This window comes from Pseudomonas sp. PvP009, assembly GCF_017832995.1.
GTDB lineage: Bacteria > Pseudomonadota > Gammaproteobacteria > Pseudomonadales > Pseudomonadaceae > Aquipseudomonas > Aquipseudomonas syringae.
Window position 1 is genome coordinate 2,850,166 of the sequence record NZ_JAFIBG010000001.1, and the last position, 13,534, is coordinate 2,863,699.

At 61.1% G+C, this 13,534-nt stretch carries 10 protein-coding genes; 5 read left to right on the forward strand and 5 right to left on the reverse strand.

Annotation, left to right across the window (positions count from 1 at the left end; genetic code table 11):
* Positions 1-52: 52 nt before the first annotated feature.
* Positions 53-1,003 (reverse strand): LysR family transcriptional regulator, encoded by a 951-nt coding sequence (locus tag JOE29_RS12095; protein WP_096125316.1) that lies wholly within the window; start codon positions 1,001-1,003, stop codon positions 53-55.
* Between the two features lie 107 nt (positions 1,004-1,110).
* Entirely contained in the window at positions 1,111-2,166 is a 1,056-nt protein-coding gene (locus JOE29_RS12100; protein ID WP_170963798.1) for a GGDEF domain-containing protein, read from the reverse strand.
* Positions 2,167-2,569: 403 nt separating this feature from the next.
* Here JOE29_RS12100 and yghX point away from each other — a divergent pair, with 403 nt between their 5' ends.
* Positions 2,570-3,457, forward strand: coding sequence for a YghX family hydrolase (gene yghX, locus JOE29_RS12105; protein ID WP_210079548.1), 888 nt, complete (start codon positions 2,570-2,572; stop codon positions 3,455-3,457).
* Between the two features lie 128 nt (positions 3,458-3,585).
* Here the strand turns inward: yghX and JOE29_RS12110 are convergent, their stop codons facing one another.
* Entirely contained in the window at positions 3,586-6,633 is a 3,048-nt protein-coding gene (locus tag JOE29_RS12110; protein WP_210079549.1) for an FAD-binding and (Fe-S)-binding domain-containing protein, read from the reverse strand.
* A 150-nt stretch (positions 6,634-6,783) separates the two neighbouring features.
* On the opposite strand from JOE29_RS12110, the gene JOE29_RS12115 reads away from it, so the two are divergent.
* From JOE29_RS12115 to JOE29_RS12130, 4 genes are all read left to right on the forward strand, one after another.
* A complete protein-coding gene (locus JOE29_RS12115; RefSeq protein WP_010433972.1) occupies positions 6,784-7,689 on the forward strand; it encodes a LysR substrate-binding domain-containing protein in 906 nt (301 codons plus the stop codon).
* Positions 7,690-7,713: 24 nt separating this feature from the next.
* Entirely contained in the window at positions 7,714-8,625 is a 912-nt protein-coding gene (locus tag JOE29_RS12120) for a LysR substrate-binding domain-containing protein (protein WP_058446124.1), read from the forward strand.
* A 188-nt stretch (positions 8,626-8,813) separates the two neighbouring features.
* Positions 8,814-10,124 (forward strand): MFS transporter, encoded by a 1,311-nt coding sequence (locus tag JOE29_RS12125; protein ID WP_210079550.1) that lies wholly within the window; start codon positions 8,814-8,816, stop codon positions 10,122-10,124.
* Positions 10,121-11,380 (forward strand): amidohydrolase family protein, encoded by a 1,260-nt coding sequence (locus JOE29_RS12130; RefSeq protein WP_074996893.1) that lies wholly within the window; start codon positions 10,121-10,123, stop codon positions 11,378-11,380. The genes JOE29_RS12125 and JOE29_RS12130 overlap by 4 nt, the downstream gene beginning before the upstream one ends.
* Before the next feature lie 20 nt (positions 11,381-11,400).
* Here JOE29_RS12130 and JOE29_RS12135 read toward each other — a convergent pair whose 3' ends face one another.
* Both JOE29_RS12135 and JOE29_RS12140 read right to left on the reverse strand, forming a co-directional pair.
* Positions 11,401-12,303, reverse strand: coding sequence for a polysaccharide deacetylase family protein (locus JOE29_RS12135; RefSeq protein WP_024693589.1), 903 nt, complete (start codon positions 12,301-12,303; stop codon positions 11,401-11,403).
* Positions 12,300-13,448 (reverse strand): GNAT family N-acetyltransferase/peptidase C39 family protein, encoded by a 1,149-nt coding sequence (locus JOE29_RS12140; protein WP_044312841.1) that lies wholly within the window; start codon positions 13,446-13,448, stop codon positions 12,300-12,302. The genes JOE29_RS12135 and JOE29_RS12140 overlap by 4 nt, the downstream gene beginning before the upstream one ends.
* Positions 13,449-13,534: the final 86 nt, after the last annotated feature.

A 13,534-nucleotide genomic window follows, 5' to 3' on the forward strand; every position in this document is an offset into this window, starting at 1 on the left:
CGATGAAAAGCGCTACCAGCACTCGGGCCTGAAGGCTGTCTGGATGGCCCACTCACTCGGCATAAATGCTCTGTAACAGGGCATCGTGCGCGCTGGCTTCGTGCATGATCATTTCCGGCAAGAGAATTTTTGCGCTGTCGGCAATCTCATCGATCAGCGCGCGCGCCACATCCGACAACGGGCTGGCGAAGGCGGAAATCAGTCCGAAGAAAAACGGAATGTTGCAGGCGATCGGTCTGACGACCACGCCTTGCACCGGCACGCCCATTGCTGTGAACGGATCGACCAGCGCAATGCCCAGCCCGACCCTGGCCATCTGCATGGCAATCAGCGACGTATTGGTGTCCAGCATGCGCGGCGGCTGACCACCCGCCTCCTGAAACGCCTTGTCGATGCGCCGACGAAAGCGATACGGGTTGGCCATGGTGATCAGCGTTTGCTGACGCAGCAGCTCCATCGACAGCACCTCATGAGCGGCCAGCGCCGAATCGGCGGGCAATACCGCCACACAAGGCGCCTCGCCGATCCAGTGGATTTCCAGACCGCGATGCTCCAGGGGCAGGCTGACCGCTCCCAGGTCCATGGTTTTCGACAGGACAGCCTGAACCACGTTCTCCGGAGACATGCTCTGCAGCTGAATCTGTTGCGGACGCAGATGCTCGGGCAGGCGCGACAAGGCCGCAGGCAGCAGACCGGCTGCCAGGGCCGAGATCGCCACCAGCTTGATCTGGTGGTTCTCCTCCTGGGCAATGTGCTGCGCACGCTGGCGGATGTTGCGCACCCCCAGCAGCGCGCTTTCCACTTCGCCATACATCATGAACGCCTTGTGGGTAGGCGTGACCTTCGGCCCGCTACGTTCGAACAACGCAAAGCCCAGTTCCTGCTCGAGTTCCTGGATGGCCCGGGTGACCGAGGGCTGAGACCGGCCGAGCATTTTCCCTGCCGCCGTGACACTGCCTGCCGACATGACCGCCGCGAAGGCTTCGAGCTGACGCAAATCCATAAGCATGCCTTGATCGATACATCGCCGATGAGGAAGCACGACGCTGTGCTCCCCGGTTCAAAGCGCGAAAGTCTACACGCTGGTAGCGTCTGGCGTGAGCAAGCACCTCATCCGGCGATCATTACCCGGTTCCGGCCCTGCTGTTTGCCCATGTACAGCGACGTGTCGGCGCGATTGAGGGCCAGCTGGAACGCCTCGCCTGTGCCGATGGTCGCCACAGCAACCGTGGCGCTGACGGCAATGATGCGCTCATTGATCCGCCCGGCCTCTTCGGCGATGCGCCGCCAGATACGTTCGGCCGCGCGCAGCGCATCTTCGGGCGTGGTGTCCGGCATGAGCACCAGAAACTCCTCGCCGCCCCAGCGCGCCGCCATATCGCTGCTGCGCACGCTTGAACCGATGATCTCGGCGACCCGTTGCAGAACCACATCGCCGGTTTCATGCCCGTGGATATCATTGATCTGTTTGAAATGATCGATGTCCAGCAGGATCAACGAAGCCGACAGCCCCTGCCGCCTGGCTTCCAGTTCGCGTATCCGATGCAGTACTCGTCTGCGCGTGTAGAGATTGGTCAGGCTGTCGCGGTTGGCGATATGAAACAGGCTCAGTTGCATCGACGAGGTGAAACGCACCGACAATGCAGTGGCGTAAATCGACAGAGTGGTCGCTGTGAGTACGTTGACGATACCGAACGCATCGAGCACGTTCTGGCTCAGACCGGTCCCCTGCCCCGTGTATCGACGAAAGGCGAAGCAGCCCACTAGCGACATCAAGATCGCAACGCTGTAGACAATTCGTCTGACGACGCTCAGTTGAAAGGTGAAGGCAATGACGGGAATCACGCAGAATATGTAAAAGCTGAAGTTGCTTTCCCAGCCCAGTTGCCACGTCGCGAGCACGGCATGGCCAATGATCTCCAGGGACATCAGTTGTCCGGCTTGGCGATGCCGCCCCCTGCGGATCAGGTAGATGCAGCTGACGTAAACCAGCGTGCTGACGATGTTCGCGATCCACATGATCTTCATGCCCAGCCCCAGGAACACCGTCAGCAACACACAGTGAATGCCCAGAGCGACATAAACGATCGGGGTGATGTGTTTCCAGAACTGGGTAGCCGTGTCCTTGAACAGCTGGGTGCGGTCTTCCGCCGGAAGGCTCATCATCACGTCATCTCGAAATGCAGGTGGAATATGACCATCAGCGTAGGTGAGATCATGATGTATTGTGGGGCTGAACCGACGCCGCGTTATACAGCGACTGGATAATATGTTGGTCTGCAGCGCCCGAACCCCGTGACATGCTGCAGGAGTGAGCATGGACCTCATCGAGCACCGGTAGTGCAATCCGAAGCCTGACTTTTTCGCATACCGCTGACCGCAGGCAGCGACCGACAACCTGTTGTGCGTTTGCAGCCACTGGCAACGGATGGCGGTTTTTCGTCGTTTTACAGTAGCGATCCTGATTCACCGGAAATACTATCGGGAGCGGATATTGTATTGATCATGTATTGCTCGTCAGCCCGCCAAGATGCAGGCCGCCCTGAATGATTCGGAAGGAAGCATACCGATGGAACGTCTTACTGCAAAAGACTTTGCGCCTGAACTGCTTGAGCTTTATGACTACTACGCACACGGCAGGATCAACCGGCGCGAGTTTCTCGATCGTGCAGCGCTGTTCACCTTTGGCGGCCTCACCGCCAGCGCGCTGCTTGCCTCGTTGAGCCCCAACTACGCGCTGGACGAACAGGTGGAATTTACCGACCCGGACATTATTGCCGAGTATGTTTCCTACCCTTCGCCCAAGGGGCATGGTCAGGTTCGCGGCTATCTGGTACGTCCGGCCAAAGCAGCCGGGAAAGTACCGGCAGTGGTTGTCGCACATGAGAATCGCGGCTTGAACCCGTACATCGAAGACGTGGCGCGCCGCGTTGCCAAAGCCGGTTTCATTGCGCTGGCGCCTGACGGGCTGTCCTCGGTCGGCGGCTATCCGGGCAACGATGACAAGGGTCGTGAACTGCAGCAGACGGTCAATCCGGAAAAGCTCATGAACGACTTCTTTGCCGCCATCGAGTGGCTGATGAAGCATGACGCAACCACCGGCAAGGTCGGCATCACCGGTTTCTGCTATGGGGGCGGTGTGGCCAATGCCGCGGCGGTCGCGTATCCGGAGCTGGGCGCTGCGGTGTCCTTCTACGGGCGTCAACCCAATGCCGAAGACGTGGTGAAGATCAAGGCGCCGGTGATGATTCACTACGGCGAACTGGATACTCGTATCAACGAAGGCTGGCCAGCCTATGAAAAAGCCTTGAAAGCGGCGGGCAAGACGTACGAAACGTACATTTATCCGGGCGCCAATCACGGTTTCCACAACGACTCCACGCCACGTTACGACGAAGCAGCGGCCAAACTGGCCTGGGACCGTACATTGGGGTGGTTCAACAAGTACCTGGTTTAAGTTCTGATTGAGCGGCGCGGCACAGATCTGTGACGCGCAGCGTCACGCAAGGCATTCCCACGCTGGAAAATACCACTATCGTGCGACGCTCCGCGTCGTCATGCCGTTCTGGACGCTCCGCGTCCTCTCTATAGCGCCCTCACCCGCTCCAGCAGTACTTGCAAGGGATGCTTCACCACTTTGCCATCCTGGCGTTTGACCTGGCTGCGGCATGAGTAGCCATCGGCGACCAGTCGACCTTCAGCGCCATGCCTGGCCACCAGCGGCTGCCAGGACTGACGGTAGATGGTATAGCTGGTTTTCGCGTTTCGGGTTTCATGCCCATAGGTGCCGGACATGCCGCAGCAACCGCTGGCCAGCACCTCCAGCTTGAGCCCGGCGCGGGCGAAGGCTTTCTGCCAGAGGCCGACACTGGCGGGCTCGTTGGTCTTCTCAGTGCAATGCGGCAGGAAGTAGTACGTATCTTCCGATGCAGCGCCACGACCTTCCTCGACCGTAGACGCCAGCCATTCCTGCGGCAACATGACTTCGGGCACGTTCTCGCTGCCCAGCGTCTTGCTGTACTCCTGGCGGTAAACCAGGGTCATGGCCGGGTCCAGACCGATCAGCGGAATGCTGTACCCGGCCAGCTTGCCCAGCGACTGACTGTTGAAACCCGCCGCCTTCTCGAACGCCTGCAGAAAACCCTGCACCTGCAGCGGCTTGCCATTGGGCGCAAACGGTGCGAGGTAGACCTGATAACCGAGGCGCGAAATCAGCTCCAGCCAGTCTGCCGCCAGCGGGGTTTCGAAGTATCGGGTGAATGCATCCTGAACCAGCACCACCGTGCGCTTGCGCTCCTGCTCGCTCAATGCGGCCAGACGCTGCGGCGTGGCGATGCCCACATTCCAGCGAGCGCAGGCCGCACGGAAGTCGGTCAGGCTCAATAACGGGCTGTCGACCATGCCCGCCACATGTTCAAGCAGGTAACGAACTGGCCTTGCGCCCATGATCGCGTTATACAGCTTCGGAAAGCGCGCTAGATGCGGGATGCTGAACTCCAGCGAGCCAATCAGGTAATCCTTGATCGGGCGCAGGTAGCGGCTGTGGTACAGCTCGAGAAAGCGCGAACGGAATTCGGGCACGTTGACCTTCACCGGGCACTGTCCCGCGCACGACTTGCAGGCCAGGCAACCGGCCATGGCGTCGTAGACCTCATGGGAGAAGTCCTTCTGCCCCGCCACCCTGGCGACGCTGTTGACGGTTCGCTCGGCAAGGCTTTTCAGCACATTGGCACTGCGCGCCCTGGCGCTGGCGGTGAGCACGTTGACGTCCTGCTCGCCTTGCAGGCGCAGCCATTCCCTGACCAGCGAAGCGCGGCCCTTGGGTGAGTGAATGCGGTCACGGGTGGCTTTCCACGACGGGCACATGGCGTCGTCGGTGTCATAGTTGTAACAGGCGCCGTTGCCATTGCAGTGCAGCGCGCTGTCGTAGCTTTGCCAGACGCGTTCATCGATCGTGCGATCCAGATCGCCACGCAACGTCACTTCATCCACCAGCGTCAAGCGTGATTCCGGCACCGTCGCAGGCGTGGCGATCTTGCCGGGGTTCAGCTGGTTGAACGGGTCGCAGGCGGCCTTGAGGGCCTGCAATGCGGGATACAACTCGCCGAAATATTCAGGCACGTATTGCGAACGCAAGCCCTTGCCATGCTCGCCCCACAGCAGCCCGCCGTAGCGCTTTGTCAGCGCGGCGACGGCGTCGGAGATTGGCCGAATCAGCGCCGCCTGCGCGGGGTCCTTCATGTCCAGAATCGGTCGCACGTGCAGCACGCCGGCATCCACATGACCAAACATGCCGTATTGCAGCCCGTAGCTGTCCAGCAGCGCACGGAACTCCTGAATGTAGTCGGCGAGATTTTCCGGAGGCACGGCAGTGTCTTCGACAAACGGCTGCGGCCTGGCTTCACCCTTGACGTTGCCAAGCAGCCCCACCGAGCGCTTGCGCATGGTGTAGACGCGGTTCACCGCTGCGCTGCCAGCCGCCAGCGTATGGCCCAGGCGCACCACCGACGTGTCGGTCTGCAAGTGCGCAACGAACGCATGAACGCGCTGTTCCACCTCACTCAACTCATCGCCGCTGAACTCGATCAGGTTGATGCCCAGCGTCGGCGTTGCAGGGTCCTGGGGGAAATACTCGGCGACGCCATGCCAGACGATATCCTGCATGGCCAGCATCAGCACCTTGGAGTCCACGGTCTCGATGGACAGCGGCTTGTGCGCCATCAAGGCCTTGGCGTCCCGCAGGGCGTCCATGAAACCGGCATAGCGAACGTTGACCAGAATCGAATGTTTGGGGATCGGCAGGACGTTGAGTCGGGCCTCGACGATAAAACCCAGCGAGCCTTCAGAACCGCAGAGTACGCTGTTGAGGTTGAAACGCCCGTCTTCCTCGCGCAGGTGCGCCAGATCGTAGCCAGTCAGGCAGCGGTTAAGCGGTGGAAAGACATCCTTGATCAATTGGGCCTGCGTATCGGCAATCTGCTGCGCGCAGCGATAAACGTCACCTGCGCGGTCGATACGTGCCTGTTCGCTGGCCAGTTGCTCGGCAGCCAATGCATGGCTGTTGACGTACGAACCGCCCAGCAACACCGTGGACAGTTCAAGGACGTGGTCACGGGTCTTGCCGTAGGTGCAACTGCCCTGCCCGCTGGCATCGGTGTTGATCATGCCGCCAATCGTGGCGCGGTTGGAGGTCGACAGTTCCGGTGCGAAAAACAGCCCGTGCGGCTTGAGCGCGGCATTGAGCTGGTCCTTGACCACACCGGTCTGCACGCGCACCCAACGTTCCTCGACGTTGATCTCGAGAATAGCGTTCATGTGCCGCGACAGGTCGACCACCACACCGTCGGTCAGCGACTGTCCGTTGGTCCCGGTGCCGCCGCCACGCGGGGTCAACACCACCTGTTGGTGCTCGGGCCGCGCCGCCAGACGGGCGACGATTGCGACGTCATGGCTGTCCATCGGGAACACGGCAGCCTGTGGCAGGCGCTGGTAGATGGAGTTGTCAGTGGCCAGCACTGTGCGCGAACCGAGGTCACGGGCTATTTCGCCACGAAAGCCGGCCTCCGCCAGGGCATTGAGGAAACGGTCATAGTGACCGATCTGCTCGGAGGTCGGTTTCAACAGCGCAATCATGGTGGTCTTCCTCGCTAGGCGTTTTATATGCAAAGCACGTATGCTTTGAAACGCTCGAATGCATGGTGTTATCAACGGTTAGCGTGATTCTCCGGCGTGTCATGCTTCAGTGCAAACGTAAAACCTGCCGTTTTTCCATGAGTTTTATGAATGAACACCCGAAGACTGACGCCCTCCATGTCGCTGCTGCTCGCCTTCGAGGCGGCTGCGCGGCATGGCAGCTTCACCAAGGCCGCAGACGAACTGGCCCTGACCCAGAGCGCCGTCAGCCGGCAGGTGCAGGCGCTGGAGGCGCAACTGGAAGTCGAACTGTTCAAGCGTGATGGCAGACGCATCGAGCTGACCACCGCAGGCGCGCTGTATCAGCATGAGCTGGCTGCCGCACTGGGCCGCATCCGCAGTGCAACCCTGCAAACCATCGCGCACAAGGCCGAAGGCGGCACACTGCATCTGGCCGTACTGCCGACCTTCGGCTCGAAGTGGCTGCTGCCACGCATGAATGACTTTTACACCCGCCATCCGGGCTATGTGGTGCACATCCATTCACGCATCGTGCATGCCGACCTGACGCCCGCCGCCAGCGAAATGAACGCGATCATCTGTGCCGGCAACGGCAACTGGCCCGGTTACATCGCACATCCGCTGGTCAGTGAAAAACTGGTGGTCATTGCCAGCCCGGCTGCCCTTGCCGGCTACCAGTCGATGACCCCGGCACAGGTGGCCCAGCATTCGTTGCTGAGCGTGGTGTCGCGGCCCAATGCCTGGTCGGACTGGTTCGACAGTAATCGGCTGGACCACCACATCATGCGCCCCGGTCCGAGCTTCGAACTGACCTCGCACCTGATCCAGGCCGTCGCGGCCGGCATCGGTATCGCACTGGTCCCGCGCATTCTGGTGCAGGACGAAATCCACAGCGGCGAACTGGTCACCCTGTTCGAGCCTCTGGACAGCGGACGCAATTATTACCTGGCTTACGCCACGCGTTTTCAGAACCTGCCATCGCTGTGCGTGTTCAGGGACTGGCTGCTGTCGACGCCGTTTCCCGACCCTTTGTAAAACCTGCCCGCAACAGGAGCCACTGTGCGTATCGAGCCCCTTCCGCCGCTGCCGAACCTGATCGCTTTCGAAGCTGCCGTCCGGCATGGCAGCTTCACGCGTGCCGCCACCGAACTGAACCTGACCCAGAGCGCGATCAGCCGTCAGGTCGCGCAACTGGAGGAATTTCTCGGTCGCGCGCTGTTTCGTCGCGAACACAAGCGCATTCATTTGACGGTCGCCGGGCAGATTTATGCCGAGCAGATCCAGCGCGTACTGACCCTGTGCGCCGAGGCTACCGCTCAGGTGATCACTCACAGCGGCGATCAGCAACTGACTCTGGCATGCTCCAGCGGCGTAGCAGCCTTGTGGCTGGGGCCTTTGCTGGGACGTTATCGCGACGCCTTCCCGGCCGTGGATATCCGCCTGCGCGTGGTCGACGGGCTGGATTCGCTGATTCGCGCCGAATTCGATCTGGCGCTGTATTTTCTGCGCGAAGTCTCACCGGTGGGTCTCGACAGCCGCCTGCTGTTCGCCGAATCGGTCAACGCCTACTGCTCGCCCGATTATCTGGGCGGGCGCCTGCTGGAGCCCGCGCAACTGCTGGATCATTGCCTGCTGATGCTCGAAGACGGCCAGCGTCAATGGTTGTCATGGGGCGACTGGTTCGGCCGCCAGGGTGTCGATGCCTCGCTGATCCGTAAGCGCATGACTGTCAATCTGTATCCTGTGCTGGTCGACCTGGCCGTCGCCGGGCATGGCATCGTGCTCGGCTGGCAGCCGATGATCGACCGCCACGTGCAGTCCGGCGCGCTGGTGCCCGCCTGCCGCAAAAGCGTCGGCGCGGTAGGCGGCTATTATCTGCTGACACCCAGCGGCAAGACGCCTCGGCGTGCCGCACGCGCCTTCGAGAAATGGCTGGCAGACGAACTCGCCACAGTGGCTCCACCGCTGTGAAACCTGCATGCGTTTGGCGCATGCAAATCTGCGTAATAAGCGTTTTCTTAAAATCGGCCCAGCGCCTACTCTCGACTGAAACGGGCAAAAAGACCTGACTCAGCCGCACTCGTACCGACCCTGCCCCTCAATCAATGCAGCCGATGCAGGGGGCTTCCCTGCGTGTATCGCATGCAGGAGCTTATCCAGTGAGCACATTACAATCCTCTGCTTCACGCACCCATGAACAAAAGGCACGCCGCGCGGTGGTCGCCACTGTCATCGGCACTGGCCTTGAATGGTTCGACTTCACGGTCTACAGCTTCTTCTCGGTGATCATCGCCAAGGTGTTCTTCCCCACCGGCAGCGAACTGACTTCTTACCTGCTGGCGCTGGCGACCTTCGGGGTGGGCTTTTTCATGCGTCCGGTGGGCGGCATTGTGCTGGGCATCTACAGCGACAAGCGCGGGCGCAAGGCGGCATTGTCGCTGACCATCCTGCTGATGGCGCTGGGTACGCTGATCATCGGGCTGACACCCAGCTTTGCGCAGATCGGCTATCTGGCACCGCTGCTGATTGTCCTGGCGCGGCTGCTGCAAGGGTTCTCTGCCGGTGGCGAGATGGGCAGCGCCACGGCGTTTCTGACCGAGCATGCGCCTGAGGGCAAAAAAGCCTTCTATTCCAGCTGGATTCAGGCCAGCATCGGCGTCGCGGTGCTACTGGGTTCCGCGCTGGGCGCGGCGCTGTCCAGTTACCTGACCCAGGCACAGCTCGAAAGCTGGGGCTGGAGGGTGCCGTTTCTTATCGGCACGCTGATCGGACCGGTCGGTTTCTATATTCGCAGCCGGGTTGACGAGACACCTGCCTACAAGGCTGCAAAACCGGTCGAATCGCCGCTGCGCGAAGTGATCAAGACCTACCCGCGACAGACCCTGATCAGCTTTTCGCTGGTCGTGCTGTGGACCGTCTGCACCTATGCCATCCTGTTTTATATCCCCTCCTACGCCCAGCGCGTGCTCAGCCTGCCGTCATGGATGGGCTTCAGCGCTGGCATGATGGGCGGCGCGGTACTGATCGTCGCCACACCGATTGTCGGCGCTATGGCCGACCGCAGCGGGCATCGCCCCTGGCTGCTGGGCTCGGCCATTGCCATCTTCCTCTGCGCCTACCCGATGTTTCTGTTCATCAACCAGATGCCGGGGCTGTTTTCACTGTTGATCTTCGAGCTGGTGCTCGGTCTGCTGATTTCCGGTTACATCGGCTCGATCCTCGCAGCCTTCGGTGAATTGCTGCCAACCCACGTGCTGTCCACCGGGCTTTCGGTGGCCTACAACTTCGCCGTCACGATCTTCGGCGGTTTTGCCACCTTCACCATCACCTGGCTGATTGCCTCGACCGGCAGCAACCTGGCGCCGGCCTTCTACATCATGTTCGCCGCCATCGTCAGCGGTATTGGCGCACTGCTTTATCACGACCGTGCGCCCGCGGCACACCAACCCTTGTCTGGAGCTTACCAATGAGTACCACTGAAGCCACACACCTGATCCTGCGCAACGGCCGCCTGCTGGACGTGCAACAAGGACAATTGATTTTAGGCCAGGAGGTCGTGATTGAGGGTGAGCGCATTGTCGCGGTGCGCGCCGAGGGTGAACCGGCCCCGGCGGGCGCTCAGGTCATCGATCTGGGTGGCAGAACACTGATGCCCGGCCTGATCGACTGCCATGTGCACGTGCTGGCTTCCAACGCCAACCTGGGCATGAACGCCCTGCAACCCAACGCAATCATCATGTACCGCGCCTTGCCGATTCTGGCGGCGATGCTCGACCGTGGTTTTACCACCGTGCGCGATGCCGGGGGTGCTGACTGGGCGTTGGCCCGTTCGATTCAGATGGGGCTGATTCCCGGCCCGCGCATCTTCGCATCGGGCAAGGCACTGTCGCAGACCGGTGGCCATGGCGACATGCGCGCACGTGGCGAACTGCTGCTCAACGAGCCCTGCTCCTGCTGCTTCCGCGCCGGGGCCATCGCCCGCGTGGTGGATGGCGTCGACAACGTGCGTCTGGCAGTACGCGAAGAGCTGCAGCAAGGCGCCAACCAGATCAAGATCATGGCCTCGGGCGGTGTGTCCTCGCCAACCGACCCGATTGCCAACACCCAATACAGCGAAGCTGAAATTCGCGCCATCGTCGATGAGGCCGCCGCGGCGAACACCTACGTCATGGCCCACGCCTACACCGCTCGGGCGATTCGCCGTGCCATCGAATGCGGCGTCAGGACCATCGAACATGGCAATCTGGTCGATGCCGACACCGCGCGGCTGATGGCTGAGAAAGGCGCATTCGCGGTACCTACCCAAGTCACTTACGAAATGCTCGCCGAATATGGCGAACGCTTTGGGCTGCCGGCTGACTCGGTCGCGAAGATCGAGGATGTGCGCCAGGCCGGGCGCAATGCCCTGTTACTGTTCGCCGAAGCGGGCGTTCCGATGGGCTATGGCTCGGATTTGCTGGGGGAAATGCATGAGTACCAGACTCATGAATTGAAGATTCGCGCAGAACTGCTGGGTAATCTGGCAGCGCTGCGCAGTGCGACAAGTGTGGCGGCGCAGATCCTTCAGCGTGAAGGCGAACTGGGCTGCATCGCCGCCGGTGCGATAGCCGATCTGCTGGTGGTGGATGGCGACCCGCTGAGCGATATCAGTTGCCTGGTCGGTCAGGGCGAGCACCTGGCGATGATTGTTCAGGGCGGTCATGTGCGCAAGAACACCCTGGTCTGACGCCTGGTCAGTGCGTGTCGTCAGTGCGCGTTGTGGTCCCAGATCCAGCTCCACGCACCGGGCAAGCTGACAGGCTCTCCCGCCGCCTTGACCGTGCGGGCCAGTGCCGCGCGCTGCAACTGCGCGCTGTCGTCATAGAACGGCTTGTCGGCGAGCCGCACGCCGGTCTGCCCGGCACTGTCGACCAGAATCTGCAGGTACTCCCGCGCATGCCGCGCGGTGTAGCGGTTCAGGTCATGGAAGGTCACCACCACCGGAATCACGCCATCCACCGCAGGCAGCTCGCCGGCGGCAATGCGCTCGCGCACCTGCGAGAGCTGGCTGACCATGTTGGAACGGCGGCGCAGGCTGAAGTTATAGCCCCAGATCTTACCGTCATTGGCACTCAGGTCAGTGAGCAGTACCTGCAGATGGTGGCGCTGATAGGCGCTGAACGTGCGTTTGTCGTAGTTCCAGAACGGCGGACGCAGCAAGGTGGTCGGCACTCCGGTGATCGAGGCAATGATCGCGCAGCCCTGGGTCAGGGATTGCTCCAGTTCCTCATCGCTCAGCGAACGGTGGTTGGTGTGGTGCGGCGTGGCGGTGTGAAAGCCCAGCAGGTGCCCTTCTTCATGTTGACGATGCATGATCGCCCGGCCCTGATCACTGTTACCCGCACCGGTTGCGCCGGTCTGCACGAAGAACACCGCCTTGATGCCTGGCTGCAGCGGATTGTCGGCCAGGCTGTCGAGCACGGTGATGCTGGGGTTGTAGAACGTCGAAGCACTCGGACCATCGTCAAAGGTCAGCAGAAATCGAACCGGTGGCTGTTGCTGCAGCTGCGCGGCGGTTTTCGCGGTCAGGGGGATCGGCGCGCTGATGCAGGCCGACAGGCTTGCAGCGATGGCCAGTACGCAAAAGGCCTTGAGCACGAACTTAATCACGGTAGGGAATCCTGTGGCCGGTCTGCTGAAGCGCACGAATGATCATCCACAGGCGCGGCAAACACAATCACTGCCGCCCGAAGTTTATCGGCACCGAAACAACTCATGCGATTGAAGTCGGCATGGCTTACCGGCATATGCTGGCAGTCGATGGCCTGCCGATGCAGGCTGTGATCAATATCGGGATCGTGCAGGTAGACAAAATCGCTGTCGCAATCGGTAACCATCACCCAGTGCGGTGCCTTGGAACGGGTCAGGCGGTAACTGCTGATCAGCACCAGCGGCTTGCCGCCGTCGGCCAGCAGGCCTGGCAGATTCAACGAGCGATTGGGCAGTGTCTGCACTCCTGCGGTTTGCAGCGCATCACAGAATTGCTCGTGAACCAGGCGAATCACCTGTTTCTTGTTGTCACTGCGCACACCGCCCAGAAACAAAGGGCCCGAAACCGATACCAGCAGCTTCACCGCGAAGCCCCGTTGAAGAGCCGCCAGCGCAAGCCCCTGAGGGCTGCAACCGCCGTGGCCGGAGGTCATGAACACCGTGGTCGCCTCGCGCCAGATCTGCAATTCTTCGCCACGGCCCATCGAGCGCGCAGGTTGCAGGGCTTTCATGGCCATCAGCAGACAGGCCGGGCCACAGGTGAACTCCAGGGTCTGCTGGTAGTAAGGCACTGAGCGACTGTCCAGCCTGGCGTGTTCAACGATGCGTTTTTCGTAGCGCAAGGCCGGGGCATGGTCCTGGTAGTAGTCGTCGACCTGAGCGAAACGCCGATAACCGCTGCGCTCGTAAAGCGCGATGGCAGCGCCGTTATCGGGGCGCACCTCAAGGCGCAGGTAAGCGCAGTCGCGGCCCACGGCCTGCTGCTCGGCACGTTGCAACAACTGTCTGCCCAGTCCCTTGCCCCGCGCTGCATCGGCAATCGCCAGCGAATACAAGCGCCCCAATGAGGTGCCCCGATGAAACAGCACCAGCGCATAGCCGGTGAGCTGTCCGGCCTGCTCGGCGACGATCAGGCTGGCATTGGCGCGGCGGATCATCCAGTGAAAGCTGCGCGCGGTCAGACGGTCGCCGTCAAAACACTGGTTCTCCAGAAGCAGCAAGTCGTCGACATCGGTTTCAACTGCATATCGAAATATAAAGTCCATCTGCACCGCCGTAAAAGTTGTGTAACGAAACGGGACATTTCAAAAAGCACATGCTTAATAGAAAGGACTTGTTTCCCATCGGATCG

Bases quoted from the DNA above. Each gene is read 5' to 3' on its own strand.
- JOE29_RS12095 (WP_096125316.1), bottom strand. From the start codon at position 1,003: ATGGATTTGCGTCAGCTCGAAGCCTTCGCGGCGGTCATGTCGGCAGGC.
- JOE29_RS12100 (WP_170963798.1), bottom strand. From the start codon at position 2,166: ATGATGAGCCTTCCGGCGGAAGACCGCACCCAGCTGTTCAAGGACACG.
- yghX (WP_210079548.1), top strand. From the start codon at position 2,570: ATGGAACGTCTTACTGCAAAAGACTTTGCGCCTGAACTGCTTGAGCTT.
- JOE29_RS12110 (WP_210079549.1), bottom strand. From the start codon at position 6,633: ATGATTGCGCTGTTGAAACCGACCTCCGAGCAGATCGGTCACTATGAC.
- JOE29_RS12115 (WP_010433972.1), top strand. From the start codon at position 6,784: ATGAACACCCGAAGACTGACGCCCTCCATGTCGCTGCTGCTCGCCTTC.
- JOE29_RS12130 (WP_074996893.1), top strand. From the start codon at position 10,121: ATGAGTACCACTGAAGCCACACACCTGATCCTGCGCAACGGCCGCCTG.
- JOE29_RS12140 (WP_044312841.1), bottom strand. From the start codon at position 13,448: ATGGACTTTATATTTCGATATGCAGTTGAAACCGATGTCGACGACTTG.